Source organism: Roseovarius salinarum, from assembly GCF_002834145.1.
GTDB classification, from domain to species: Bacteria; Pseudomonadota; Alphaproteobacteria; order Rhodobacterales; family Rhodobacteraceae; genus Roseovarius; species Roseovarius salinarum.
This window is the reverse complement of record NZ_PHNT01000010.1, coordinates 106,786-132,238: the sequence shown is the minus strand read 5'-3', so window position 1 is coordinate 132,238 and position 25,453 is coordinate 106,786. Positions and strand designations below refer to the sequence as shown.

At 68.9% G+C, this 25,453-nt stretch carries 28 protein-coding genes and 1 tRNA gene; 8 read left to right on the top strand and 21 right to left on the bottom strand.

The window, feature by feature from the left end; translation table 11 throughout:
* Positions 1 to 212: 212 nt before the first annotated feature.
* Together hemB and CEF10_RS10855 are read left to right on the top strand one after the other, a co-directional pair.
* Positions 213 to 1,217, top strand: coding sequence for a porphobilinogen synthase (gene hemB / locus CEF10_RS10860; protein WP_101068190.1), 1,005 nt, complete (start codon positions 213 to 215; stop codon positions 1,215 to 1,217).
* A 124-nt stretch (positions 1,218 to 1,341) separates the two neighbouring features.
* Positions 1,342 to 1,902, top strand: coding sequence for a lipid-binding SYLF domain-containing protein (locus tag CEF10_RS10855; RefSeq protein WP_101068189.1), 561 nt, complete (start codon positions 1,342 to 1,344; stop codon positions 1,900 to 1,902).
* A 33-nt stretch (positions 1,903 to 1,935) separates the two neighbouring features.
* On the opposite strand, the gene CEF10_RS10850 is transcribed toward CEF10_RS10855, so the two are convergent.
* Entirely contained in the window at positions 1,936 to 2,205 is a 270-nt protein-coding gene (locus CEF10_RS10850; RefSeq protein WP_101068188.1) for an usg protein, read from the bottom strand.
* A 221-nt stretch (positions 2,206 to 2,426) separates the two neighbouring features.
* Here CEF10_RS10850 and CEF10_RS10845 point away from each other — a divergent pair, with 221 nt between their 5' ends.
* The 3 genes from CEF10_RS10845 to CEF10_RS10835 all read left to right on the top strand — a co-directional run bounded on the left by CEF10_RS10845 (position 2,427) and on the right by CEF10_RS10835 (position 6,618).
* The gene (locus CEF10_RS10845) at positions 2,427 to 2,918 is read left to right on the top strand and encodes an Lrp/AsnC family transcriptional regulator (protein ID WP_101068187.1); all 492 of its coding nucleotides are present in this window, start codon (positions 2,427 to 2,429) and stop codon (positions 2,916 to 2,918) included.
* Between the two features lie 226 nt (positions 2,919 to 3,144).
* Complete coding sequence (gyrA, locus tag CEF10_RS10840; protein ID WP_101068186.1) at positions 3,145 to 5,886, top strand: DNA gyrase subunit A; 2,742 nt, start codon at positions 3,145 to 3,147, stop codon at positions 5,884 to 5,886.
* Between the two features lie 165 nt (positions 5,887 to 6,051).
* The gene (locus tag CEF10_RS10835; RefSeq protein ID WP_232796475.1) at positions 6,052 to 6,618 is read left to right on the top strand and encodes a hypothetical protein; all 567 of its coding nucleotides are present in this window, start codon (positions 6,052 to 6,054) and stop codon (positions 6,616 to 6,618) included.
* Positions 6,619 to 6,640: 22 nt separating this feature from the next.
* On the opposite strand, the gene CEF10_RS10830 is transcribed toward CEF10_RS10835, so the two are convergent.
* The 8 genes from CEF10_RS10830 to CEF10_RS17200 all read right to left on the bottom strand — a co-directional run bounded on the left by CEF10_RS10830 (position 6,641) and on the right by CEF10_RS17200 (position 14,482).
* Positions 6,641 to 8,119, bottom strand: coding sequence for a carboxypeptidase M32 (locus CEF10_RS10830; protein WP_101068184.1), 1,479 nt, complete (start codon positions 8,117 to 8,119; stop codon positions 6,641 to 6,643).
* Between the two features lies 1 nt (position 8,120).
* Positions 8,121 to 9,260, bottom strand: a complete 1,140-nt coding sequence (gene ctaA, locus CEF10_RS10825) for a heme A synthase (RefSeq protein ID WP_101068183.1) — start codon at positions 9,258 to 9,260, stop codon at positions 8,121 to 8,123.
* Between the two features lie 60 nt (positions 9,261 to 9,320).
* A complete protein-coding gene (locus CEF10_RS10820) occupies positions 9,321 to 10,070 on the bottom strand; it encodes an RNA methyltransferase (RefSeq protein ID WP_101068182.1) in 750 nt (249 codons plus the stop codon).
* A 79-nt stretch (positions 10,071 to 10,149) separates the two neighbouring features.
* On the bottom strand, positions 10,150 to 11,292 hold the full coding sequence (locus CEF10_RS10815) for a site-2 protease family protein (protein ID WP_101068181.1): 1,143 nt from the start codon (positions 11,290 to 11,292) through the stop codon (positions 10,150 to 10,152).
* 30 nt (positions 11,293 to 11,322) lie between these two features.
* The gene (locus CEF10_RS10810) at positions 11,323 to 11,676 is read right to left on the bottom strand and encodes a hypothetical protein (protein ID WP_101068180.1); all 354 of its coding nucleotides are present in this window, start codon (positions 11,674 to 11,676) and stop codon (positions 11,323 to 11,325) included.
* Positions 11,673 to 12,665 (bottom strand): DnaJ C-terminal domain-containing protein, encoded by a 993-nt coding sequence (locus tag CEF10_RS10805; RefSeq protein WP_101068179.1) that lies wholly within the window; start codon positions 12,663 to 12,665, stop codon positions 11,673 to 11,675. The genes CEF10_RS10810 and CEF10_RS10805 overlap by 4 nt, the downstream gene beginning before the upstream one ends.
* 87 nt (positions 12,666 to 12,752) lie before the next feature.
* Complete coding sequence (locus CEF10_RS10800; protein ID WP_408638456.1) at positions 12,753 to 13,490, bottom strand: gamma-glutamyl-gamma-aminobutyrate hydrolase family protein; 738 nt, start codon at positions 13,488 to 13,490, stop codon at positions 12,753 to 12,755.
* Positions 13,487 to 14,482: an amidoligase family protein gene (locus CEF10_RS17200; protein WP_101068177.1), complete on the bottom strand. Its 996-nt coding sequence runs from the start codon at positions 14,480 to 14,482 to the stop codon at positions 13,487 to 13,489. The genes CEF10_RS10800 and CEF10_RS17200 overlap by 4 nt, the downstream gene beginning before the upstream one ends.
* 165 nt (positions 14,483 to 14,647) lie before the next feature.
* Between CEF10_RS17200 and CEF10_RS10790 the strand changes: the two genes are divergently transcribed.
* The gene (locus CEF10_RS10790) at positions 14,648 to 15,268 is read left to right on the top strand and encodes a thiamine phosphate synthase (protein ID WP_101068176.1); all 621 of its coding nucleotides are present in this window, start codon (positions 14,648 to 14,650) and stop codon (positions 15,266 to 15,268) included.
* 11 nt (positions 15,269 to 15,279) lie between these two features.
* Here the strand turns inward: CEF10_RS10790 and CEF10_RS10785 are convergent, their stop codons facing one another.
* From CEF10_RS10785 to CEF10_RS16895, 4 genes are all read right to left on the bottom strand, one after another.
* Positions 15,280 to 16,113: a lysophospholipid acyltransferase family protein gene (locus tag CEF10_RS10785; RefSeq protein WP_198586186.1), complete on the bottom strand. Its 834-nt coding sequence runs from the start codon at positions 16,111 to 16,113 to the stop codon at positions 15,280 to 15,282.
* A complete protein-coding gene (locus CEF10_RS10780) occupies positions 16,110 to 16,889 on the bottom strand; it encodes a GNAT family N-acetyltransferase (protein WP_101068175.1) in 780 nt (259 codons plus the stop codon). Before CEF10_RS10780 ends, CEF10_RS10785 begins: the two co-directional genes overlap by 4 nt.
* 122 nt (positions 16,890 to 17,011) lie before the next feature.
* The gene (locus CEF10_RS10775; RefSeq protein WP_101068174.1) at positions 17,012 to 17,194 is read right to left on the bottom strand and encodes a DUF3553 domain-containing protein; all 183 of its coding nucleotides are present in this window, start codon (positions 17,192 to 17,194) and stop codon (positions 17,012 to 17,014) included.
* An 89-nt stretch (positions 17,195 to 17,283) separates the two neighbouring features.
* Positions 17,284 to 17,538 carry a hypothetical protein gene (locus CEF10_RS16895; RefSeq protein ID WP_157933008.1) on the bottom strand — a complete coding sequence of 85 codons (255 nt, stop codon included), beginning with the start codon at positions 17,536 to 17,538 and terminating at the stop codon, positions 17,284 to 17,286.
* Positions 17,539 to 17,588: 50 nt separating this feature from the next.
* Between CEF10_RS16895 and CEF10_RS10765 the strand changes: the two genes are divergently transcribed.
* The gene (locus CEF10_RS10765) at positions 17,589 to 17,831 is read left to right on the top strand and encodes a histidine phosphotransferase family protein (protein ID WP_101068173.1); all 243 of its coding nucleotides are present in this window, start codon (positions 17,589 to 17,591) and stop codon (positions 17,829 to 17,831) included.
* A gap of 18 nt (positions 17,832 to 17,849) precedes the next feature.
* On the opposite strand, the gene CEF10_RS10760 is transcribed toward CEF10_RS10765, so the two are convergent.
* The 7 genes from CEF10_RS10760 to CEF10_RS10730 all read right to left on the bottom strand — a co-directional run bounded on the left by CEF10_RS10760 (position 17,850) and on the right by CEF10_RS10730 (position 24,027).
* Positions 17,850 to 19,115 carry a glutamate-5-semialdehyde dehydrogenase gene (locus CEF10_RS10760; RefSeq protein WP_101068172.1) on the bottom strand — a complete coding sequence of 422 codons (1,266 nt, stop codon included), beginning with the start codon at positions 19,113 to 19,115 and terminating at the stop codon, positions 17,850 to 17,852.
* 53 nt (positions 19,116 to 19,168) lie between these two features.
* Complete coding sequence (gene proB, locus CEF10_RS10755; protein ID WP_101068171.1) at positions 19,169 to 20,272, bottom strand: glutamate 5-kinase; 1,104 nt, start codon at positions 20,270 to 20,272, stop codon at positions 19,169 to 19,171.
* Positions 20,260 to 21,297 (bottom strand): GTPase ObgE, encoded by a 1,038-nt coding sequence (gene obgE / locus CEF10_RS10750; protein WP_101068170.1) that lies wholly within the window; start codon positions 21,295 to 21,297, stop codon positions 20,260 to 20,262. The genes proB and obgE overlap by 13 nt, the downstream gene beginning before the upstream one ends.
* Positions 21,298 to 21,328: 31 nt before the next feature.
* Positions 21,329 to 21,868 carry a GNAT family N-acetyltransferase gene (locus CEF10_RS10745; RefSeq protein WP_198586185.1) on the bottom strand — a complete coding sequence of 180 codons (540 nt, stop codon included), beginning with the start codon at positions 21,866 to 21,868 and terminating at the stop codon, positions 21,329 to 21,331.
* 158 nt (positions 21,869 to 22,026) lie between these two features.
* A complete protein-coding gene (gene rpmA / locus CEF10_RS10740; RefSeq protein ID WP_101068168.1) occupies positions 22,027 to 22,296 on the bottom strand; it encodes a 50S ribosomal protein L27 in 270 nt (89 codons plus the stop codon).
* Positions 22,297 to 22,308: 12 nt separating this feature from the next.
* The gene (locus CEF10_RS10735) at positions 22,309 to 22,971 is read right to left on the bottom strand and encodes a 50S ribosomal protein L21 (protein WP_101068203.1); all 663 of its coding nucleotides are present in this window, start codon (positions 22,969 to 22,971) and stop codon (positions 22,309 to 22,311) included.
* Between the two features lie 201 nt (positions 22,972 to 23,172).
* Positions 23,173 to 24,027, bottom strand: coding sequence for a DUF2059 domain-containing protein (locus CEF10_RS10730; protein WP_101068202.1), 855 nt, complete (start codon positions 24,025 to 24,027; stop codon positions 23,173 to 23,175).
* A gap of 112 nt (positions 24,028 to 24,139) precedes the next feature.
* Between CEF10_RS10730 and CEF10_RS10725 the strand changes: the two genes are divergently transcribed.
* Positions 24,140 to 24,229 (top strand) — tRNA-Ser (locus tag CEF10_RS10725).
* Between the two features lie 200 nt (positions 24,230 to 24,429).
* On the opposite strand, the gene CEF10_RS10720 is transcribed toward CEF10_RS10725, so the two are convergent.
* Complete coding sequence (locus CEF10_RS10720) at positions 24,430 to 25,386, bottom strand: NAD-dependent epimerase/dehydratase family protein (protein WP_101068167.1); 957 nt, start codon at positions 25,384 to 25,386, stop codon at positions 24,430 to 24,432.
* Positions 25,387 to 25,453 lie beyond the last annotated feature (67 nt).

Genomic DNA, 25,453 nt, shown 5'->3' with positions numbered 1-25,453 from the left:
GCTGTAATCGGACCGGTGTTCGCGATACAGACGAACGCCGCGCTCGCGGAACTCGGCCGTGTATGTCGGGGTGTGCTTCTTCTTCGATTCCATAACGGTCATCCTCTGAGAGTTTTACCCTCTCGGAAACCCGGGGCGGTTCAACCCCTTGAGGCAGGCCGGTATCCGTGCCAATCAAGGACGGTCCGAAACAATCCGGGGACCCGCCGCCCATGCATCCCGTTCAAGGCCGCTTTCCCGCCTTTCGCCCGCGCCGGTTGCGGCGCGGTCCCGCGATCCGCGCCCTGGTCTCGGAATCGACCCTGTCGCCGTCCGACCTGATCTGGCCGATCTTCGTGCGTGCGGGCGAGGACGTGGAAGAGCCGGTGCCCTCGATGCCCGGCGTGGTCCGCCGCAGCATCGACCGGGTGGTGCACGCCGCGCGCGAAGCGGCGGACCTGGGGATCCCTGCGGTCTGCCTGTTTCCCTACACCGGCGCCGAGGATCGCAGCGCCGACTGTGCCGAGGCGTGGAACCCCGACAACCTGTCCAACCGTGCCACGCGTGCCATAAAGGACGCGGTCCCGCACTTGGCGGTGATGACCGACGTGGCGCTCGACCCCTACTCCGACACCGGCCACGACGGCTTCGTCCGCGGTGACGAGATCGTCAACGACGCCACGGTGGAGGCGCTGGTGAAACAGGCGCTGAGCCAGGCCGAGGCGGGCGTCGACATCATCGGGCCGAGCGACATGATGGACGGGCGCATCGGTGCGATCCGCGCCGCGCTGGAGGACGCGGGGCACAGCCACGTGGTTCTGCTGAGCTACGCCGCGAAGTACGCCTCGGCCTTCTACGGGCCGTTCCGCGACGCGGTGGGCGCCTCGGGGGCGTTGAAGGGCGACAAGAAGACCTACCAGATGGATCCCGCCAATACCGACGAGGCGCTGCGGCTGGTGGCGCGCGACCTGGACGAAGGCGCGGACATGGTCATGGTCAAGCCGGGCATGCCCTATCTCGACATCTGCCGCCGGGTGAAGGATGCTTTCGGCACGCCCACCTTCGCCTACCAGGTCTCGGGCGAATACGCGATGATCCAGGCGGCGGTGCAGAACGGCTGGCTCGACGGCGAGCGCGCGATGATGGAAAGCCTCATGGCCTTCAAGCGGGCGGGATGCGACGGCATCCTGACATATTTCGCACCGCAGGCCGCACGCCGGATGGCCGCGCACGGCTGACCCGCGGGACTTCGCGCAGACCGCATTGCGCGCGTGACAGCCGGGGCGTGCCCCCCTATACTGCGCATCAGCCGGACCAAGAGAAAACCGACCGGCACACAGGCAAGACACACGGGCAGGATCCATGAGCAATCTGACCAGACGCGGCTTCACGCTGGGCGCCCTCGCGGGCGTGCCGGTTCTCGCGGGATGTGGCAACGGCGTGGGCAGCGCCGGGCCGGCACGCATCGATGCGCGGGTGAACGCCACCCTCAACCATCTTTACGAAAACTACCCCAACACGGTCCCGCTGGCGGCGAAATCCAACGGCATGCTGGTGATGCCGCTGGTCACCGAGGCGGGCTTCGGCTTCGGTGGCGGCTACGGCCGCGGCGCGTTGCGCGTGGGCAACGCCACGGTCGACTACTACTCGGCCACCAAGGGCAGCGTCGGCTTCCAGATCGGCGCGCAGCAGTTCGCCCACGTTCTGTTCTTCATGACCGAGGCGGCGCTGGAACGGTTCCGCCGCGGCTCCGGCTGGGTCGCGGGGGCCGACATCGAGTATGTCATCAGCGACCAGGGCGGGAACCTGCGCGCGGACACGACCACGGCCACGGCGCCGGTGGTTGCGGTGATCTTCGGGCAGGCCGGTCTGCTGGCCGGTGCCTCGCTCGAGGGAATGAAATACACCCGCATCATCCCCTGACCCGTGCGGAAGGCGCGGCGCCGCCGGCCGCGCCTAGTGAAGCGTGAATTCGCCCGTGACGTGACGCCACTCGCCGGGGCTTATGAGCTTGCGGTGGGTGAAACGCACCGAATGCAGCGGACCGTCGATCTCGGTCTGCCAGAACTCGATGAATTCGAACAGCCGCGGATGGTCGGGTTCCAGGTCGTAGTCCTGCCAGATGAAGGTGTTGAGCACATGCACGTGGTCCGGCATGTGGTAGAAGAACTCGGCCGTGGTCAGCCCGTAGCCTTTCAGCATCATCTCGGTTTCGGTCATCGCCATCGTGTGTCTGCTCCTGTCGGTCATGGTCTTTTTCGTGGTTGTTGTCCCTCCATCATGCCGCAAGCCATGGCGTTTTCAACGAAAACAATATGTTGGCAGAGACCGCCACTGGCTGCCAATGCTGTGCCGCCGTGTCGGGCAACTGGAAAAGCGGCCGGCATTGTGCAAGCGTGAGCCGAGCGCGCACCGCCCCGGCCGGTGCAACAGGACAGGACCGCCCGATGACCAAGACCGCCCTTGATGCCGCGGACATACGCATCCTAAGCGCCCTTCAGCGCAACGGACCCCTCAGCAAGACGCGGCTGGCGGAACTGGTGAACCTGTCGCCCACGCCCTGTCGCGAAAGGGTCAGCCGCCTGACGCGCGCGGGGCTGATCCGCGGCTACCGCGCCGAGATCGCGCTCGATCGGCTGGGCGAAATCACGACCGTCATCGTCACCGTGTCGCTGACCACCCACAGGGCCGCCGATTTCGCGCGCTTCGAGCGGCGCATCGCCGACACCGACGCCATCGTCGAATGCCTCGCCACGGGCGGCGGGATGGACTACGTGCTCAAGATCGTGACGCGCCGGCTTTCGGATTTCCAGGCGCTGATGGAGGCGCTGCTGGCCGAGGACCTCGGCATCGGACGTTACATGACCTACATCGTCACGCGCCAGGTGAAGTCGGAGCCGCCCGACATCGCCCGGCTGGCCGACCCGCGCGACGGCTGACCGCCACCGCCCGGACACCGGTGGCGCGGACCATGCCGCCAAGGACGACACGCGGCCCCCGACGCCGCGCTGCACGACCCGCCGGAACGGCCGTCCACTGGCACAAATCGTTCCGGACGGGGCGGACACGGGATGTTTGCGACCGGTTGCCATTGCACCCCATATCGTGAAACTGATATAAGCCGTCCAACTAGATATAGATAACGCGAACCGGACAGGTCAAAACGTGAGCGACACGCCGCAACCCCCTGACAATACTGACGAAAACGCACCCGACGGCCCCGATCACGGCGGGCCGACGGTCTCTATCACCGAGGAGATGAAGACCGCCTACCTCGACTACGCCATGAGCGTGATCGTCAGCCGCGCGATCCCCGATCTGCGCGACGGGCTGAAACCGGTTCACCGGCGCATCCTTTACGCCATGCACGAAACCGGCAACACCCACGACAAGCCCTACCGCAAGTCCGCGCGGCCGGTGGGCGACGTGATGGGGAAATACCACCCGCACGGGGACGCGGCGATCTATGACGCGCTGGTGCGGATGGCGCAGGATTTCTCGATGTCGCTGCCGCTGCTGGACGGCCAGGGCAACTTCGGCTCGATGGACGGCGACAACCCGGCGGCCATGCGTTACACCGAGGTGCGGATGGACAAGCCGGCGCAGGCGCTGCTGGCCGACATCGAGAAGGACACCGTAGATTTCCAGGACAACTACGACGGCAAGGACCGCGAACCGACGGTCCTGCCCGCCCGGTTTCCCAACATGCTGGTCAACGGCGCGGGCGGCATCGCCGTCGGCATGGCCACGAACATCCCGCCGCACAACCTGGGCGAGATCATCGACGCGACGCTGGCACTGATCGACGATCCGGACCTGTCGAGCGAACAGCTCATCGGCTACGTGCCCGGCCCCGATTTCCCAACCGGCGGGATCATCCTTGGCCGTTCGGGGGCGCGCAAGGCCTATCTCGAAGGGCGCGGCAGCGTGCTCGTCCGGGCGCGCACACGGGTCGAGGAATTCCGCCGCGACCGCTTCGCCATCGTGATCGACGAGGTTCCCTACCAGGTGAACAAGGCGGCGATGATCGAACGCATCGCCGAAACCGTGCGCGAAAAGAAGATCGAGGGGATTTCCCACGTCGAGGACCAGTCCGACCGTTCAGGCGTGCGCGTGGTGATCGAGCTCAAGCGGGATGCAACGCCCGACGTGGTGCTCAACCAGCTTTGGCGTTTCACGCCGATGCAGACGTCGTTCGGCTGCAACATGCTGGCGCTGAACGGCGGCAAGCCCGAGCAGCTGACGCTGCGCGGCTTCCTGACCTCCTTCGTCGCGTTCCGCGAAGAAGTCGTCGCGCGCCGCACCGCCCACGACCTGCGCAAGGCCCGCGACCGCAGCCACATCCTGTGCGGGCTGGCGGTGGCAGTCAGCAACGTCGACGAGGTCGTCGCCACCATCCGCGCCTCCGCCGATGCCGCGGAGGCGCGCGAGAAGCTCATGACGCGCCGCTGGCCCGCCGACGACATCCTCGAATACATCGCGCTGATCGACGACCCGACGCACCGCGCGAACGAGGACGGCACCTACAACCTGTCCGACCGGCAGGCGCGCGCGATCCTGGACCTGCGATTGCAGCGCCTGACGCAGCTCGGCGTGCAGGAAGTGACCGACGAACTGGCCGAGCTCGCGGGCAAGATCAAGGACTACCTCGCGATCCTGGCCTCGCGCGAGCGCATCATGGGCATCATCGCCGACGAGCTGCGCGAGGTCCGCGAACAATTCGCCGTGCCGCGTCGCACCGAGATCGCCGACTGGGCCGGCGACATGGAGGACGAGGACCTCATCGAGCGCGAGGACATGGTGGTGACCGTCACGCAGGGCGGTTACATCAAGCGTACCGCGCTGGCCGATTTCCGCGCGCAGAAACGCGGCGGCAAGGGGCTGTCGGGCATGGCCACCAAGGACGAGGACGTGGTCACCACGCTGTTCGTGGCCAACACGCACACGCCGCTTCTGGTCTTCACCACCGACGGCATGGTCTACAAGCTCAAGTGCTGGCGCCTGCCGCTGGGCGGGCGAACCTCGCGCGGCAAGGCCATGGTCAACATCCTGCCCATTCCACAGGGCGTCTCGATCGCCGCCATCATGCCGGTGGACGCGCCCGAGGACCGGTGGGACGACCTTCAGATCGTCTTTGCCACCTCGGCCGGCGATGTGCGGCGCAACGCGCTGTCGGATTTCACCAACGTCAAGCGCAACGGCAAGATCGCCATGGATCTGCCCGAAGGCGTCGAACTTGTGAACGCGCGCATCTGCACCGAGCAGGACGACGTGATGCTGGTCACCGACTCGGGGCGCGCGATCCGCTTCCCCACCACCGAGGTGCGCGTTTTCAAGGGCCGCAAGTCGACCGGCGTCCGCGGCATCCGCCTGCTGGACGGCGACAGGGTGGTGTCGATGTCGGTGATCCGCCACTTCGAGGCCACGCCGCAGGAACGCGAGGCCTATCTGAAGATGCGTCGCGCCGTGGCCGGGATTGCCGACGACACGGGCGCGGCCGAAGAGGCGCCGGGCGGAAGCATAAGCCAGGCGCGCTATGCCGAGATGTCGGCGGCGGAAAACCTGATCCTGACCATCACGGCGGCGGGCACCGGCAAGCTGAGTTCGAGCCACGACTACCCCGTGCGGGGGCGTGGCGGCATGGGCGTGCAGGCGATGGACAAGGCGATGCGCGGCGGTCCTGTCGTGGCCTCGTTCCCGGTGGACCCCGACGACCAGATCATGCTGGCCACGTCGCGCGGGCAATCGATCCGGGTGCCTGTCGAAGGCATCAGCTTCCGGTCGCGCAACGCCGGCGGGGTGAAGGTCTTCGACACCCGCAAGGACGAAAAGGTCGTCAGCGTGGCCTGGATCGCCGAGGCCGGGGCGGATGACGCGGAAGACCCCGGCGGCGCCGACGACACCTGACCGCTGCCAGAAACCCGCCACATTCGTGCCCGCAAAAAGCTGCCATTGCGGACGAATGTCGCCCCAATCGGGCGCGATGATGGTCTTGGCTGGGCGTAAGCCGGGCCGCCACTCATGGATCTTGGTCGGGGGATGTGGATCGTGAAACGGAATTCGAGCCAAATGATGGACAGGGTCATCGATCTGCGGGGGATCAACCTGCTGCGGATCGTCATCGGAAGCTATTTCCTCGCGCTGGCCATGGGGCTGATCCAGGGCGTTGACAAGGCGGCGCTGTTCGTCGCTTTCGCCGACGCCACGACGGCGCAGGTGCTGGGCTCGGCGCTGTTGCTCTATTTCAGCCTGACCTTCATGGCCGGGATCGCCGTCCGGATGTCGGCGCTGGTGCTTGCATTGTTCGTGTTCTGCTCAAGCGCCGTCCAGACCTTCCTTTATGCCGACCCGGTCGGCATGGGCGCCTTCTGGCGTGACCTTGCCCTGGTCTGCGGCGTGCTGCTGAGTTACGCGGGTCTCGGGCGCCGCGACCTTCGCCGGATCGACCTCTTGCACCGCCGTGCCCGGCCCCGCCACATCGCGGTCCGGGAGGGACATGTCACGCCGCGCCGGATGAGCGCCGCGCAGAACCACACGCCCCGTCCCGGGACAGGGCTTCGCCTCGCGCCGCTGCAGCTGCGGGACAATTCGGCGGACACCGCGCTGTCCAACCCCGACAACATCTTCGCCGACGTCTGATCGACGCCGACGTCGGGCGCGATCAGTCGGCGCAGAGCGCGCCGAACTTCTCTTCGAGATAGGTCACCAGGGGCGCCTCCGACGGGGGCGCCCCGCACGCCGCCTCGATCGTTTCGCGCGGTGTCCGCAGACCGCCGTGCCGCTGGAGCGCCGCGCGAAGCCACGCCGTGGCCGCCCGTGGGTCGCCGTTTGCAAGGTCGTCGTCGAGCCTTGGCAGATCGGCACGCAACGCCGCGTGCAGGCAACCGGCATAGACGTTGCCAAGCGTGTAGGTCGGGAAATACCCGAACAGCCCGACCGACCAGTGCACGTCCTGCAGGCAGCCCTGCGCGGGGTTCGGCACCTCGTAGCCGAAATCGGCCGCGAACCGGTCGTTCCATGCCGCCTCGAGATCCCCGGCAGCAAGGTCGCCGGCGATCATCGCGCGCTCGAGGTCGAACCGCAAAAGGACGTGCAGGTTGTACTGCACCTCGTCGGCCTCGGTGCGGATGAACCCGCGGTGGACGCGGTTGACCGCCCGGTAGAAACCCTCTGCCCCCTCGACGCCCAGGTCGCCGAAGGTGTCGCGCATCTCGCCGTGTAACCAGTGGCAGAAGGCACGCGACCGGCCCAGCTGGTTCTCGTAAAGCCGGCTCTGGCTTTCGTGCACGCCCATAGACACGCCCTGCCCCACGGGTGTCAGCGCGTAGGCGCGGTCGATCCCCTGCTCGTAGCAGGCGTGGCCCGTTTCGTGGATCGTGGAATAAAGGCAGTTGAAGGGATCGCCCGGATCGGTGCGCGTGGTGATCCGCACGTCGTCGCCCGACCCCGCGGAAAAGGGGTGCACAGCCGTGTCCAGCCGACCGCGCGTTTCGTCATAGCCGAAAGCGCGCGCCAGACGGCGGGCCAGCGCGATCTGCCTGGCCTCGTCGAAATGGCCGGTCACGGGTGCGGGGGGCGGCGCGGCCAGGGCGCGTTCGCGCAGGTCCACCAGTGCCGGCCGCAAGGCCTCGAACATCGGGACCAGGTCGGCCGTCCGGGCGCCCGGCTCGAAGTCGTCCAGCAACGCATCGTAAAGGTCGCCATCGTCGCGTCCCTCGGCCAGCGCGGCGGCCTCCTGCCGCTTGAGCGCCAGCACCTCGGCCAGCACCGGTGCGAAGGCGGCGAAATCGTCGGCCGCGCGGGCCTCGGCCCAGGCACCCTGCGCACGGCTGGTGGTGCGCGCCAGCGTCTCCGCCAGCCCGGCGGGCACGCGGGTGTGCCGCGCGTACGCGCGGCGTATCAGTCTCAGCTGGGCCTGACCGGCCGCGTCCGGCGCCCGTGCCTGCGCGAGCCAATCGCCCAGGCGCGGGTCGGTCCGGCGGGCATGGATCACGGCCTTTAGGGCGCCGGCCTCCTCGGCGCGCTGGGCGGCGGCCCCGCGGGGCATCATGGTTTCCTGGTCCCAGTTCAGCCGCCCGGCCACCTGCTCCAGCGCCTGGGTGGCGCGCTCATGCGCCATCAGCTCGTCATAGGCTGCCATCTCAGGCCCCCCTTAGCGATTGCGCGTGCGGGTAAAGGCTCAGGAACCGGGCACGCAGGATCAGAACCCAGACCACCACGGCCAGCAACTGGTGCACGATGGCCACCTGCCACGGGGCGGCGTAGATCACGGTGACGATCCCGAGGACGACCTGCAGCAGCAGGGCGAGGAAGGCCGCGGTGAAGGCCGTGCGCGTGGCCGGATGCGCACTGCGCCGCCCCGTCACCCAGGCGAAGACGCCGTAGGCCAGCAGCAGGTAACCCAGCACCCGGTGGACGAACTGCACCAGCCCGGGATTCTCGAAGACGTTGCGCCACGCGGGCTCCAGCGCGAAGGGGTCGGGCGGTATCACCTGCCCGGCCATCAGCGGCCAGTCGGTGTAGGTGCGCCCGGCGTCGATGCCCGCCACGAGCGCGCCCACGAGGATCTGCAGGAAGGCGAAGTGCAGCCAGCCGGTGGCGCGGGTGAACAGTCTTGCCTCGCGGCCGCGGCGGGCCTGCATCAGCGCGCGTTCCTCGCGCCCCAGCATGAAGACGTACCAGGCCAGCAGGCCGAGGATCACGAAGGCCAGGCCCAGGTGCGTGGCCAGCCTGTAGCTGGCGACGTCGAGCATGCCGTCCTCCAGCCCCGAGGCGACCATCCACCAGCCCACGGCCCCCTGCACGCCGCCCAGAAGGCCGGGAAACAGCAACCGGGCCGTCCAGCCCGGCGGGATCTTACGGGCCGCGAGGAACCCGACGAAGCCGACCGCCCAGACCAGACCGATGACGCGGCCCAGTTGCCGGTGGCCCCATTCCCACCAGTAGATGACCTTGAAGTCCTCCAGCGCCATCCACTTGTTCTGGATCTGGAACTCGGGGATCTGCTTGTATTTCTCGAATTCCTCTTCCCAGGCGGCATCGGACATCGGCGGCAGCGCACCCGTGACCGGTTTCCATTCGGTGATCGACAGGCCGCTGTCGGTCAGACGGGTCAGGCCACCCACAACGATCATCACCACCACCAGCGTGAACAGCGCGATCAGCCACGCCCGGATCGCCCGGCGCGCGCCGCCGCGGCCGCGGTCGATCAGTCCGCCCTGCGGCCGGCTCTGCGGGCCTTCTTCGCCCACTTCCTCGAAAATGCTGCGATTGCCGCTCATGATCCGCCCCTTGCCAGTCGCCGGAAGGTTAGTTCGCCCCGCGGGGGCCTTCAAGCGCGCTCAGCCGCCGCGGTTCTTCCAGCGGACCATCTGCCGCATCACCCCGTGCAGCATCTGCACGTCCGCCCGGGTCAGCGGAAGCCGCGACCAGAGATTGCGCATGTTGGTCTTCATGCCCTCGGCCTTGTGGTCGGGAAAGAAGAATCCCGCCTCCTCCAGCCGCTGCTCGTAGTGCGCGGCGAGCTTTTCGACCTCGATCGCGGGCGCGGGCTCGGTGCCGGCCATCCCGACCCGCCGGCCCGGGGGCGCGTCGTCGCGCGCGCGGCGCCATTCGTACCCCGTGAGCAGCACGCACTGGGCGAGGTTGAGACTGGGAAACTCCGGGTTGACGGGCACGTTGATGATCGCGTTGGCGCGCGCCACGTCGTCGTTTTCGAGCCCGGCGCGCTCGGGACCGAACAGCACGGCCACGCGTTCGCCCCGGCCGATGCGCGCGTGGGCCTCGGCCATCGCGGCCTCGGGCGTGAACACCGGCTTGGTCAGGCCCCGCGCGCGCGCGGTCGTGGCCATCACGAAATGGCAGTCGCCCACGGCCGCGGCGGTGTCGTCGTGCACTGTCGCCTCGTCCAGCAGGCGCCCCGCCCCGCTTGCCATGGCTGTCGCCCTGGGATTGGGCCAGCCGTCCCGCGGCGCCACGAGCCGCATCCGGTCGAGCCCGAAGTTCCACATCGCTCGCGCCGCCGCGCCGATATTCTCGCCCATCTGGGGGCGGACCAGCACGAAGGCGGGCTGTGGCGTGTCGGTCGGCATCGGCTGGCTCCGGTCGTGGGTGTGCGCGCCTCATAGGCCAGCCACCGGCGGCTGAAAACCCCCCGGCCGGGCCCCGCGTTCAGGCGCGGGTGCGGGTGTTGCCCAGTTCCTGCCGTAGCGAAAGGTAGGTCATCACGTCGCGCATGGTCAGCATGCCGCGCAGCTGGCCGTCATCGACGACCATCAGGCGGCTGACCCCGTGCTGGTTCATGACCTCCAGTGCATCGAGGACCGGCGTGTCGGGGGCCACGGCACGGCGCAGGCTTTCGCCCGTGACGACATGGCCCGCGGTGACCGCGTGGCGTTCCTCGGGCGCGACGTGGGCGACGTCCTGCAGCGAGACCGAGCCGAGCAGCCGGCCGTCGCGCACCACCGGGAACACCTTGTGCAGCCGGCCATAGAAATATTCCTCGATCACGCGCGCAACGGGCATGTCGGACGGCACGGTGATCGGGTCCGCGACCATCAGGCGGCGCACGCGCACGCCCTCGAGGCCGCTGCGAAGGGTCATGCGCGATTCGGACGACCCCGCCGCGCCGATGATGAACATGCCGATCAGGCCCTGCCAGAGCCCGCCGATGAAATTTCCGGCGACAACGCTCATCACGCCCAGCACGATCAGGAAGCTGCCGAACAGCCGCCCCGAAAAGGCCGCGTAGCGCGTGGCGCGGTCCATTTCGCCGGTCCACCACCACACGGCCGAGCGCAGGACGCGGCCGCCGTCCAGCGGGAAGGCCGGAATCAGGTTGAAGGTGGCCAGCACGAGATTGATCAGCGCGAGGTATCCGAACAGCGCCCCCGCGGGGGCGGCGGCGCTGGCGTCCGGCAATGCCTGCGTGACCGCCCAGCACAGCCCGGCCAGTATGTAGCTGGCGATCGGGCCGGCGATGGCCATGAAGAACTCGGCCCGCGCGCTGGGCGGTTCCTCTTCCATCTCCGCCACGCCGCCAAAGATGAACAGCGTGATGCCGCGGATCGGCATGTCGAACTGCCGCGCGACGATGGCGTGCGAGAACTCGTGGATGATGATCGAGGCAAAGAGCCCCAGCGCGCCCGCGATCCCCAGCCACCAGCCGGTGGCCGGATCGAGGCCGGAGATGACTTGCGGGAAATACCCCTTGGCGAGGCTCCAGACAATCAGGATCGCCAGCAGGAACCAGGTGAAATCAAGGCTCACGCGGAAGCCGAGTATGGAAAAAAGCGGTATGCGTTGTGTGAACACGTCTTTGCCTCCTTTGCAGGGATCCGGCGGTCAGCCCGTTTCGGGCGTGCCGGTGCGCCGCGCCACGACGGCCCCGGCCAGTCGCGCGCGCAGCTCCGGCGGCTCCTCGGCCAGCGCGTCCATGAGCGCGGCAAGGTCCGCGTGCGCCGCGTGAAGCTCGTCGATCAGCGACATCACCAGGTCAAGCGCCTCGGGTTCCAGCGCGAAATGGGTCTCCAGCTCGCACAACAGCTCGAGCCGCGCGATGTCGACGGGCCGGAACCGCAGCCCGGCGTCCGTCTGCACCGGCTCGACGACCCGCGCGGCGACGTAGGTTTCAAGCCGCGCGCGGCTCAGCTCGGCGATATGCGCAAGTGTCTCTTCTTCGGTGTGCAGTTTCGTCATGGCGTCATCCCCTTGCGCGGGTCGTAGCGGTGGTTCTCGCGCCATTTTCGCATGAAGTCGGCCAGTTCGTCGTCCACCTTCGGCGGGGCTGCAATGCGCAGCGTCACGCGCTGGTCGCCGCGCCCGCTGCCCTTGGCGCGCTTGAGCCCGCGGCCCCGCAGGCGCAGCACCTGTCCGCCGCTGGCGCCTTCGGGCACTGCCAGCTTGACCGGACCGTCGATCGTCGGCGCCTCGACCCTTCCACCAAGAACGGCCTCGTCCAGCGTGATGGGCAGGGTCAGCAGGATGTCGTCGCCGTCGCGGGAAAACAGCTTGTGCTCGGCCACCGACAGCGTGACCAGCGCGTCGCCGGCCGGCCCGCCGCCCAGGCCGGGGCCGCCCTTGCCGCGCAGACGCAGCGTCTGGCCCTCGCGCGCACCCTCGGGGATGGTGACCTCCAGCCCGTGCCCGTCAGGCAGCGTGATCCGCGTCTTGCCGCCCTTGGCGGCGGTCATGAAGGGCACCTCGAGGCTGTAGCGCACGTCCTGTCCGCGCGCCGCGAAGCCCTGCCGTGCGCCGCCGAATCCCGCGCCCGGTCCCGCGCCCCCGGCCGGGCCGCCACCCGGGCCGGCCCCCATGCCGGCCCGGCGCAGGAACTCCGAGAAGATGTCCGATGCATCTCCGAAATCCGCGAATTCCTCGGCGCCGAAGCCACCGCGGCCGGCCTGGTAGGGGTTGTCGCCCGCGTGCGCGAAATCGCGATAGAACTGGCGCTCGGGCCGTTCCGCGCCGGTGGCGTCGATCTCGCCCCGGTCATAGCGCGCGCGCGTCTCCGGATCCTTGAGCAGGTCGAAGGCAGCCGCGGCCGCCTTGAACTTGTCTTCCGCGGCCTTGTCGCCCGGCTTGATATCCGGGTGGCATTCCTTCGCGATCTTGCGATAGGCCTTCTTTATCTCGTCGTCGCTTGCGTTCTTCGAAACGCCGAGCGCCTCGTAGGGGTCCATGCTCATCCTAGAAACCTGATATCTGGCAGTCGTGCTTGACCGCCGAGATATGGACCAGCCCGGCGGGTTGCAACGGCCCGGCAAGCAGGGATGTCATGCCCGCCGCGGCGCGCCGGCGGGCCAATCCGCGGTTTCCTCGGCCGCGGGAATCTGCGCGCGATGATCCCGCCCCGCGGCCGCCGCGGCCACCAGCGCGCGGAACAGGGCACGCTGCCTGCGAGCATAGATCAGGTATTCCGGGTGCCACTGGACGCCCACGGCGAACGGATCGGCGCGCCGTTCCACGGCCTGCACCATGCCCCCCGCATCGCGCGCGGCCACGCGCAGGTCCGCGCCCAGCCCGTCCACCGCCTGCCTGTGAAGCGCGTTGACGCGCATCGCGCCCGGCCCCGCGATCTCGGCCAGCAGGGTATGGCGGGCCACGACCACGTCCTTGCGCGGCAGGATCGTGCGGATGTAGCGGCTGTGCGCGTGGTTTGCATAGGCATCCTGGTGCAGCGTGCCGCCCTGGGCCACGTTGAGCATCTGCGCTCCGCGGCAGATGCCCAGCACAGGCTTGCCGGCGGCCAGCGCCTCGGTGACCAGTGCGCGTTCCATGTCGTCGCGCGCCGGGTCGAGCCGGGCGGTGGCCACCAGCCCGCCCTGGTAGAGTTCGGGCGAGATGTCGTCGCCGCCGCCCACGACGAGCCCGTCCACCGCGCCGATGTCGGCGTCGCGGCGGCTGTCCCACCGCACGCCGCGCCCGCCTGCCAGAAAGAGGTTGAAGGCGATGACAGGGTAGACACGCCAGCCACTGCGCACCGAGGTGGTCACGCCGATCAGTGGCCTCAGCCGTCCCAAATCTCGGCCTCCTGCAACAGCCGGTTGACCGTCTGGGCCCAGTCGCTTCGCGTCGCCGTGAGACGGCGGCGATGCACGGCCCACTCGCGTGCCAGATGCTCGACCAGCGCGGGCCGGTCGCCCACCCGTTCGACCAGCACCCACCGGTTCCATTCGTAGGCCAGCGACCACCCCGGCACGGTCACGCGCGTTTCGGGCAGGCGGAAATGCCAGGTGGGCCGGCCGCCCTTGGCCTGCCCGGCCGGAAGCGCGCCGCGCACGGTTTCGGGAAACAGGTGTTCCAGCATGGGCAGAAGGTCAAGGCCGTGATTGCGCGAGGCCACGAGCGAAAGATAGGCACTGCACAACGCCGCGAGCGACCAGCCCCCGCCCTCGGCCGCGATCCGGTCCGTGAAGGCCCGTGGCCAGGGTGCGACGAACGGCAGCACGCGGCGTGAGAAATCCGGCGGGTCCGCCGCGCGCAACCAGTCCTCCATCAGCGCGAAGGCGCGCGCGGTGCCCACCACGTGGCCCGGCTCCGGCGCCGCGATCTCGGGGTTCAGGTGCACGCCGAAGCCGTAGAAGACCCCGTCGCGCGAGCTTTGCGCGCCCACCGATTCCAGCGCGCGCAGGAGCCGGTCGACCTCGGGCAGCGCATCCGGCGGCAGCGGTCCGGTCACCACCTCCACCGGCACCACGACGCGCGACAGGTCCAGCAACGCATCGGCCAGCGCATGCCCGCCCTGCGCGGTCAGCGCGGTGTCGAGCTTGACCGTCACCTCGCCCATCCGCGTCCCCTCCAGGCGGACCTCGTGTTCATCCCGGGCCGCGACATCGCCGCCCCAGAGATCCTGGACGACCGTGGCGGCGCCGCCCTCGGTCAGCCCGGCGAACTCGATCTCGATGCCGGCGCGGCGCGGGGTGCCGTCGGCGCGGGCGGCGCGCGGCAACGGCCAGAACCGGTCGGCCGGCACGCGCGCCAGCGTCCGCTCCAGCCCGCTCATCTCGCCCTTGCCGTCATGTGGCTCGCTCCGGTCGCCCTTCCCGCACCTGTCATAGCATGAAATCGCCAGCCGTTGGCCAGCCCCGGCGCAACCGCGCCGCGCCGGGAATGGCCAAACCAGCGCGCGCACGCTATAGGGACGCGAAAGACCAAAGGAGCGCCCCCGATGGCCGAGACCGAGCAGCCGCAGATCTACCTGATCACCCCGCCCGAGATCGAGCTTTCGCAGTTCCCCGACGTGCTGGCCGCCGTGCTCGACGCGCACCAGGTGGCCTGCGTGCGCCTCGCCCTGTCCAGCCGCGACGAGTCCGAGTTGTCGCGCGCCGCCGATGCCTGCCGCGAGGTCACGCACGCGCGCGACATCGCGCTTGTCATCGACAGCCACCTGATGCTGGTCGAGCGGCTGGGCCTCGACGGGGTGCATCTGCCCGACGGCGCGCGCGGGGTGCGCAAGGCCCGCAAGCAGCTGGGCAACGATGCCATCGTGGGGGCGTTCTGCGGGGCGTCGCGCCACGACGGGCTGAACGCCGGAGAGGCGGGCGCCGACTACGTCGCCTTCGGCCCCGTCGGTGACAGTGCCCTGGGCGACGGCACCCGCGCCGACATCGAGCTGTTCGACTGGTGGTCGCAGATGATCGAGGTGCCCGTGGTGGCCGAGGGTGCGCTCGACGCCGGCCTCGTGCGCCGGATCGCGCCGGTCACCGATTTCTTCGGCGTGGGCGAGGAAATCTGGCGCGCCGACGACCCGGTGTCGGCGCTGGGTCAACTCGTCGACGCGATGGGCTGAACGCGCCGGGCTCAGCCTTGCCGGCGCTCGGGCGGCATGCCGGCGCGCACCCTTTCCTCCAGATGCGCGGCGAGCGCCTTGCGGCTGTCGAAGTCCGCCACCGCCACGGGCGCGTGATAGACCACCTCGACCGCCCCCTGGCGCCGGGCGGCCAGCACCTGCAGGGCGTGCCCGCCGAACCCCATGTCGCCCCACCACGCGTAGAAGCGCGGATCCTGCCCGCGCGGCGCGTGGTAGACGACCGTGACCGGCTGCAGGTGCATCATTTCCCGCAGGCCGTCCGCGAAAAAGGCCGCGAACAGCGTTGACTTGAACGGCAGCACGCGCATCCCGTCGGTCGAGGTGCCTTCGGGGAAGAACAGCAGCTTGTGCCCGGCTTTCAGCCGCGCCTCGAACAGCGCCGTCTGTTCGCGCGCCCGTCGCCGGTCGCGCGCGATGAACACGGTGCCGACCGCGCGGGCGAGAAACCCGATGACCGGCCAGCGCGCGACCTCGGACTTGGAGACGAAATAGACCCGCTTGCGCGCGTTCAGTGCGAAGATGTCCAGCCACGAGGCATGATTGGCCACGACCGCGCCGGGGCGCCGCATCGGCCGCCCGCGGCTGGAAAAGCGGATGCCCATGACCGCCAGCCCGAGGCGGAAGAATCCCTGCGCGATGAAAGGCGTGACCGGGCGATCCAGCCCGCAGACCGGGCGCTCGACCGCGCGCAGCAGGAGCAGCACGACCAGCCCGGCCAGCATCGTGGCGGCGATGACGCCCGCGCGCAGGCCGGCGCGCAGCCAGCCGACCGGGCCGACGGGGACGGGCGACGGGGCGTCTTCGGGAAACCAGGTAAAACTCACCCGTCCCGCCCCCGCGCGTAGATCGCCTTTTGCGTGGCGTTGAGCCGGTCGGTGTCCATGACGAGGCAGACATCGGTGGTGTTGAAATCATGATCGACGAAGGCGCCATCGCCGACGAATCCGCCCAGGCGCAGGTAGGCCTTGATCAGCGCGGGGACCTGCAGCATCGCCGCGCGCCGGTCTATCCGGTCGGGCGGCACGAGGTCCATGCGCTGGAAATGCGACGGCTGGGCGCACACGCGCAGCGGTTCGGGCGCCAGGTGCCTGGCGTGCAGCAGCGACAGTGGCTGCGCAAGCGCGTCCACGTCCGTGCCGTGAAAGCTGGCAACGCCGAACAGCACCTCGATGCCGTGCGTGGCCACGTATTCGGCCAGACCGTTCCACAGGTGGAACATCGCTGCTCCGCCGCGGTAGTCGGCGTCGAGGCACGACCGCCCCAGTTCCAGCAGCCGCCTGCCCGAATCGCGCAGCACCGACAGGTCGTATTCGTCCTCGGAATAGAACTGCCCGGCCTGCGCTGCCTGTTCGTCGCGCAACAGCCGGTAGACACCCACCGTGCGGTCGCAGATGTCGCCGCGGCGCGCCTCGTCAAGCAGCAGCAGGTGATCGAAATACGGATCGAAGGCGTCGCGCTCCAGGCGCGCATCGTGGTCCACAAGCGCGCCGTCACCGCCGAGTTCCTCGACGAAGACGCGGTATCGCAGGCGTTGCGCGGCGCGGCGCTCCGCGTCGCTGCTGGCCAGAACGGTGCGGAATTGCGGTTGCTGATCGTTCATCTCGGCCCCGGTCGCCCCCTCGCGGGGGTTCTATGGAACCCCGGCCGCGAAGGCAACATACGCCGGGTCGCCGCGCATCTGGCACGGGGGACTTGGCGGTGTTAACCTGTCCGCAACCTTTGTCAGCGATCAAGGACGGGCTCCAGGGTTACCCTGGTGCCGTCGATCACCATCTTGCCGGCCTCGGGGAAATTGACCGTGATCTTTCCCGCGATATTCGATTGCACCTGCCCCGTGCCCCAGTCGGGGCGCGCGGGGTTGCGCACCAGCATTCCGGGCTCCAGCATCGCGTTCATTTCGGTCATGCGCTCACGTCCTTTTCCCCGCCGACCCGGGGGCGGCTCATGACCCAGTCTAACCGCGATATCGGCGCGCTGATAGGGTCGCGCATATGTCACGACCTGATCAGCCCGGTGGGCGCGGTGGCAAACGGCGTGGAGTTGCTGGAGATGTCCGGCGACACCGGGCCCGAGGTCGCGCTGATCGCCGAAAGCAGCCGCAACGCCACGGCCCGGATCCGGCTTTTCCGCCTCGCCTTCGGTCGGGCCACGGCGGGCCAGACCGTGGCGGCCGGCGACTTCGCCGCGATCATGACCGAAGGGATGGACGACATGCGCACGCGGTTGGGCTGTGCCGCCTCGGGCGACATCCCCCGCGCGGAGGCGCAAGCGGCGGCCCTGGCCGCAATGTGCGCCATCGATGCCTTGCCGCGGGGGGGGACGCCTGGATCTCTCGCGCGACGGCGTGTGCTGGCGCGTCACGGCCACGGGGCCGGCGCTTGCGGTCGACCCCGCGCTGTGGGCGGCGCTCGACGGCGGCGACAGGCTGCCCGAGATCACACCGGCGCAGGTACAGTTCGCCCTTCTGCCGGATGCGCTGTCCGGCCTGGACCGCACGGCGCGGCTCGATCACGACAGCGACGGCCTGACGCTGACGTTCTGACGCGGCGGGCGGACGGCCTCAGGCGCGCACGGTGCCGTCGCCCTCCACGATGTACTTGAAGCTGGTCAGTTGCTCGGCCCCGACAGGCCCGCGCGCGTGCAGCTTGCCGGTGGCGATGCCGATCTCGGTACCCATGCCGAATTCGCCGCCATCGGCGAACTGGGTGGAGGCGTTGCGCATCAGGATCGCGCTGTCGAGCCGCGAGAAGAAGGTGTTTGCGGCCGCGTCATCCTCGGTCACGATGCAATCGGTGTGGCCCGAACCATGCGCGCGGATATGCGCGATGCCCGCGTCGATGTCGTCAACCACCCGTGCCGCGATCACGCTGTCGAGGTATTCGCGCCCCCAGTCATCCTCGGCCGCGGCCGTCACGCCCTCGATGGCCTGAAGCGTTGCGTCGCCGCGAACCTCGACGCCCGCCTCGAGCAGCGCGCGCACCACGCCCTGCCCCACGGTATCCAGCACGTCACGATGGATGAGCAGGCACTCGGCGGCCCCGCATATGCCGGTGCGGCGCGTCTTGGCGTTCATCACCACGCGCAGCGCCTTCTCCGGGTCGGCCGCCTCGTCGAGGTAGACATGCACGATGCCCTCGAGATGCGCGAAGACCGGCACGCGCGCCTCGCACTGCACCAGCCCGACCAGCCCCTTGCCACCACGCGGCACGATCACGTCGATGGTTTCGGTCATGGCCAGCATCTGCGACACCGCCGCCCGGTCGCGCGTCGGCACGAGCTGCACGGCCTCCTCGGGCAGGCCGGCGGTGCGCAGCCCCTCGACCAGGCAGGCGTGGATCGCGTGCGAGGAATGAAAACTTTCCGACCCGCCGCGCAGGATCACCGCGTTGCCCGACTTCAGGCACAGTGCGCCGGCATCCGCGGTGACGTTGGGCCGGCTTTCGAAAATCACCCCGATCACCCCGAGCGGCGTGCGCACGCGGCGGATGTGAAGGCCCGAGTCCATGTCCCACTCGGCCATGACCCGGCCCAGGGGATCGTCCTGCGCGGCGACGGCGCGCAACCCGTCGGCGATGGCCTTGATCCGGCCCGCGTCAAGCGTGAGGCGATCCATCATGGCCGCCGACAGCCCCTTGTCCCGCCCGAAGGCGAGGTCCTTTTCGTTGGCCGCCAGGATCTCGTCCTGGCGTGCCTCGACCGCGTCGGCCGCGGCCCGGAGCGCCGTGTTGCGCGCGGCCGCGTCCGTCACGGCCAGTTCCGCGGCGGCAGCCTTCGCGCGCGCGCCGATCGCGGCCATCAGGGCGGGGATGTCGTCAATGTCCTTCATCGGTCACGGCTCCTGTGTCGTCGGCCCGTTCGGGGGTGTAGCACTGCGGCGCGTCAGAACGCCATATCGTCGCGATGCACCAGCGGCCCGCGGGCGGGATAGCCCAGAACCCCGGCCAGCTGCTCGGTGCGCAGTCCGCGTATCCGGCCCGCGTCGTCGGCGTCGTAACGCGTCAGACCCTGGCACAGGTGGCGGCCGTCGGCATCCACCACCGCCACCGGGTCGCCGCGCCGGAACCGGCCCGTCACCGCGGTGACGCCCGCCGGCAGCAGGCTGCTGCCCTGCCCCAGCGCGCGCGCCGCCCCGGCATCGATGGTCACGCGCCCGCGCGGTTTCATCGCCGCGATCCACGCCTTGCGCTGTTGCTGTGGGCTGCCCTGGGCGAGGAAGCGGGTATGCGCCGCGCCCTCCTCCAGTGCACGGACGGGGTGCAGCGCGGAGCCTTCGGCGATCACCATCTCGCAGCCCGCTGCGGTCGCCATCTTGGCCGCCAGAAGCTTGGTTTTCATCCCGCCCTTGGACAGCCCCGTGCCCGCGTCGCCGGCCATCGCCTCGATCTCGGGCGTGATCGCCTCGATCACGTCGAAGCGGTGCGCGCCCGCCGTCCCGGGCGGCGCGGAATAGAACCCGTCGACGTCCGACAGAAGGATCAGCCTGTCGGCCCCTGCCGTCACCGCCACCTGTGCCGCCAGCCTGTCGTTGTCACCATAGCGGATCTCGTCGGTGGCGACGGTGTCGTTCTCGTTGACGATGGGCACCGCGCCCAGCCGCAGAAGCTGCTGCAACGTGGCCCGCGAGTTGAGGTAGCGGCGGCGGTCGGCGCTGTCCTCCAGCGTGACGAGCACCTGCGCGGCACGCAGCCCGTGATCGGCCAGCGCGCCGTCATAGGCGCGCGCCAGCCGGATCTGCCCCACCGCCGCGGCGGCCTGCGATTGTTCCAGCGTCAACTCGCGCCCGGGAAGGCCCAGTTGCGCCCGTCCCAGCGCGATGGAACCCGAGGACACGAGGATCACGTCCGTGCCATCCGCGCGCATCCGCGCCACGTCGGCGGCCAGCGCCCCGAGCCACGCGTCGCGCAACGCGCCGGTTTGACGGTCGACCAGCAGCGCCGAGCCGATCTTGACCACCACGCGCCGCGCCGCGTTCAGGGATGCCACGGCACGTCCTCCTCTTCCGCCGCGGCCTGCGCCGCGCGCTCGGCGTCGATCACCGCCCGCAGGGCACGCAGCACCTCGGTCACGCCGGCGCCGGTCACGCCGGACATCATCATGACCGGCCCGCCCGATACCGCCTCCAGCGTCGCGCGCACCGCGGCGCGGGCGTCATCGTCCAGGGCGTCGACCTTGTTGAGCGCGGTCACCCGCGGCTTGTCGGCCAGCGCGCTGCCGTAGGCCCCGAGTTCGTCCACGATCGTGCGCCAGTCATCCTCCACCGTGTCCGATGTGGCATCGACCAGGTGCAGAAGAACCGCGCAGCGCTCGACATGGCCGAGAAACTGGTCGCCGAGGCCGCGGCCCTCGTGCGCGCCGTCGATCAGCCCCGGGATGTCGGCCACGACGAATTCGGCGTCGTCCACGCTCACCACCCCGAGATTCGGGTGCAGCGTGGTGAAGGGGTAATCGGCGATCTTCGGTCGCGCGTTCGATGTCGCGGCAAGGAAGGTGGACTTGCCCGCGTTGGGCAGCCCCACGAGCCCGGCGTCGGCGATCAGCTTGAGGCGCAGCCACAGCGTGCGCTCCACCCCCGGCTGGCCGGGGTTGGCGCGGCGCGGCGCCTGGTTGGTGGAGCTCTTGAAATGCAGGTTGCCCCAGCCGCCGTTGCCGCCCTTGGCCAGAAGCACGCGGTCGCCCACGCGCCTGAGATCGGCGATCACCGTCTCCTGGTCCTCGTCCAGGATCTCGGTGCCCGCGGGCACATGCAGCACGATGTCGTCGCCGTCGCGCCCGTTGCGCTGCTTGCCCATGCCGTGCTGGCCGTTCTTGGCGAAGAAATGCTGCTGGTAGCGGAAGTCGATCAGGGTATTCAGCCCGTCCACGGCCTCGGCCCAGACATCGCCGCCACGGCCGCCGTCGCCGCCATCGGGGCCGCCGAACTCGACGTATTTCTCGCGCCGGAAGCTCGTGCAGCCGGCCCCGCCCGCGCCCGAGCGGATATGCACCTTGGCCAGATCGAGGAATTTCATGGTGTCCCCTTAGGTGATGGCCGCGCGCGGCTCAATCGCGATTTCGGCTATAGGTCCAGATGGGCACCGTCGCGCCGCGCGCCGGGCAGTAGCTTTCGGCGTCGCCAAGGTACCGGAACCCGGTGTTCGTCAGCAAACGCGCTGAGGCCGCGTTGTCCTGAAAGACGCTGGCGAAGAAGGTGCGGCTGTCCTGCGGGTTCTCGGCAATCAGCGCCGCCAGCGCCTGCGAGGCGACGCCCGTGTTCCAGTGCGCCGGCGCGACCCAGAAACTCACCTCGGACTGGCCGCGGTCCAGCCGCGCCAGTTCGATCAACCCCATGACCTCGGGCGCGCCGTGACGTGTGCCGTCGATCGCCCAGACATCGGCGTCGCGCGCAGGGTCGATGGCGCGCTCGATGAACGCCTCTATGGTGCCCGGCGGAAGCGGGTGCGGAATCGATGTGGTCATCCGCGCCACGCGCGCGTCGCTGGCGTAGAACTCGATCAACCCGGCGTCCGAGGGCCGCAACGGGCGCAGCACGAAGCGGTCGGTCTCGATCACCGGCTGGTCCGGTATGGGGTCATGTTTCACGCGGTCTCCTCCAACTCGCATGCGGGGTGCCCGAGGGCGCGGAATGGCGGCGTGGCCCCGGCCGATGCGGTGTTGCCTGCCCGGAACACCCCCGAAACGAAAACGGGGACCGGCGCCCGCGCCGATCCCCGAAATGGTGTGCATGTCCTGCGGTCGGCTTACTCGGCGGCCTCGGGCACTGGCAGCACGGAAATGAACGTGCGGCCTTTCAGACCCTTGTGGAATTTCACGGCGCCTTCCACCGTCGCGAAGATGGTGTGATCCTTGCCCTGCCCGACGCCCTGGCCCGGCCAGAACTTGTTGCCGCGCTGGCGCGCGATGATGTTGCCGGGAACGACGGCTTGGCCGCCGTATTTCTTCACGCCAAGGCGGCGACCGACGGAATCGCGCCCGTTGCGCGAGGAGCCACCTGCTTTCTTGTGTGCCATCTCGTCTCTCCTTTAGCCCTTGGCCAGTTCCTTGGCCTGTTCGACCCAGCCTTCACGCTCGATCCGGCCCTTGAACGACAGTTTCTCGTCCATGACAGCGATGTCCTCTTCCGTCCATGCCGCGATCTGGGCGAAGGTGGTGACACCGGCCTCGACCAGCTTCTTCTCGAGCGCGGGGCCCACGCCGGAAAGCTGCTTGAGATCGTCAGCGCCCCCGGATTCCGGGGCGGCCCCGGATCCGGCCTTCGCGTCCGCCTTGGGCGCGGCTTTCTTCGCCGGGGCCTTCGCACCGGTTTCGGCAGCGGCCGCGCCGGCCAAGGCGCCTGCCCCGACGGCAGCCTTCACACCGCTCTTGTCGGCGCCCTTGTCGAGGATCTCGGTCACCCGGAGAAGCGTCAATTGCTGGCGGTGCCCCACCGTGCGCTTCGAGCCGTGCTTGCGCCGGCGCTTGACGAACTTGATGACCTTGTCGCCCTTCACCTGGTCGACCACCTCGGCCTGCACGGCCGCACCGTCGACGTAGGGCGTGCCGACGACGGTCTTGTCGCCGCCCAGCATGAGCACGTCGTTGAACTGAACCTTTTCACCGGCTTCCGCGGCAAGCTTTTCCACGCGCAGCGTGTCACCCGACTGCACCTTGTACTGCTTGCCACCGGTCTTGAGGACCGCAAACATGGTTTCTTCCTTCACGTTGCCGCGTTCTTTGGCCCCCGGTCGCCCGGGCGTTCCGGCCATATGGCCGCCGCGAACAGCGCGCCCCTGGCGGGGCGTGACTTGCTTGACGATTCCGGGCCATCCCCGGCAGAGACCGCGGTTATCGGGCAGACGCTCCGCGAAGTCAAGGGGCGCACCGTCGGGCCGGCGGCCACGAGGGCCTTAAAGCTCCTGACCCGGGTGCATTTCGGCCATCCGCGCGGCGAGCATCTCGAACCGGCGTGCCATGATCTCGTATTGCACCGCGTTCATCAGCTCGTAGACGCGCTTCATACGCGGGTGCTCAAGCGCCTCGGCATAGCTCTCCAGATCTGCATCGGAGAACCCGCGATAGGTGTAGGCGGCATTGGCCAGCGCCGATTTCTTCATGCGCAGGCGCAATTCATCTCGGTTTTCTTCCATCATGGCCCGCAGCATGCCCTCGTCGAGGCGCCGCTCGGTCACGCCGGCGGCCGACGCCGCCAGAAGGAACCGGATCTGGATTTCCTGCACGGCGCGCACCGATGTGTCGGAGGCGTCAACGGCCGCGTTAAGCCGTTTCAGGATTCCAAGGCGATCGCTGCCCTGTTCCACCATGTCGGCCACCAGCGCACGGCCCTTGCGTTCCTTCGCTTCGGTGTCCTCGACCATGTGCGAGGCGTTCTCGGCCTCCACCAGCCGCTGGCCCAGGTCCGAGGCATAGAAGGTCGCGGCATGCGTCAGGTCCTCCTGCGACAGCGTCTGCGCAAGGATGTCCAGCGCCGTGGCACGCATCTCCTCGGTATCGAAGACCTCCTCGGCGGTGCGCGCCCAGTCGGAGCCGAAATCGCTGGCCGACATGCCCAGCATCTTCGGCGCGTCGGCCGCCGATAGCGCGATGCTGTCCAGCGCCACGCCGAAGCCGGTTACCTCCAGGAAGGCGTCCAGCCGGTCGCGGTCGGCCGCCGCGACGGGGATCGCAGCGAGCATCAGCAGCGTCACGGCCAGCGGGCGCAGGCGCGAGATGGAGGCGAGAGGGGCATGCAGTGGTGTTGGCATCATGAGGCCTTTCCCGGTCAGTTCGGACAAGTTCGGATTTTCTTTCGAAGGGTAATGTAACCCCCCTTGTTTTCCCGTCCAAAGGCTATTACACGCCGCCTCCAGACCATGCGGAGGGGTGCCGGAGTGGTCGAACGGGGCGGTCTCGAAAACCGTTGAGCCTTCACGGGCTCCGAGGGTTCGAATCCCTCTCCCTCCGCCAGCACAGGCCGCATTCGGCGGCCCATGCATCGGTCCATTTTTCCGTCGTCACGAGGTGGGCGCGTGGTGCTGCACCACGCCGAACATTGTGCCTTGCCGTTGAAACCAGGCCACCCACGCGGGCCATGCCGTTCGCGGACCGACCCGGGCGCAGAAAGGCCGAAACGGCGGTCTCGCCCTGACGCGCCCTGCCCGGACAAGCTAGCCCGCGTAGAACGCGTAAGTCTGCCGAATGCCTTCATCGAAGGGCGTTATCTTGTCGCCCAGAAGCACGCGCACGTCCCGCTGCGAAGCGATGACATCGCGCGGTTCGGTCTTGAGCAGCTCGGTCGCCGGAACCTGGTCGTAGGGCAAGGGCTTGCCCGACGCCGCCTCGACGGCGCGCACCACGTCCATCAGCGTGGTCGAGACGCCGCTGCCCAGCATGTTCACCGGCTCGGTCGGCTCTCCCGCGCACAGGCGGCGCGCCAGCGTGGCGATGCCGAAGCCCACATCCCCCGCATAGATGAAGTCGCGCGACTGCTGCCCGTCGCCGTTGACCGTCACGCGGTCGCCGGCGATGGCGGCGCGCGTGAAGGCGTGGATCGCGCTTTTCTTCTTTTCCGAGAAACGGCCATAGACGTTCGTCAACCGGACGACCCGGAAGGTTCCGCCGCGCATCGCCACCAGCTTCTCGAGGATCATCTCCTCGGCCGCCTTGGTCGATCCGTAGAAGTTCTTCGGACAATAGGGGCTGGTCACGCTGACCTCGAAGGAGCCGTCGAACAGCGCACCGGCGGTCGAGACGAGGATGAACCGGTCGCCCGGGTTCACCGCGTTCATCACGAAGCGCGAGGGCGCGGTGATGTTGGCCTCGATGAAGTCCATCGGCCGGTCGCCGGATTCGGCCACGCGGGTTTCGCCCGCCAGGAAAACGAAGGTGCGCCCTGCCCCGCCGTCTTCGAGGCCGTCGAGAAACGCCAGTGCCTCGGGCGTGTCGTAGGAGCCTTCGAACCGCGGCACGTCCAGCGCCTCGTGCCCCGGCGCGGCATTCGACAGGTCGTCGATCACCGCCGGCGCCAGGTCGGCGAACGCCTCGTTTTCCATCACGTTCTCGAGGATGTTGCGGCCGACGAAGCCCAGGCCGCCGACGAGGATCAGGGGGGTCTTGTTCTGCATGGAGAAACCGGAATAGCCAGGAATTTACAAGTCGGACATCGCTTAAGCATCGCGGCGCGAATAGTCA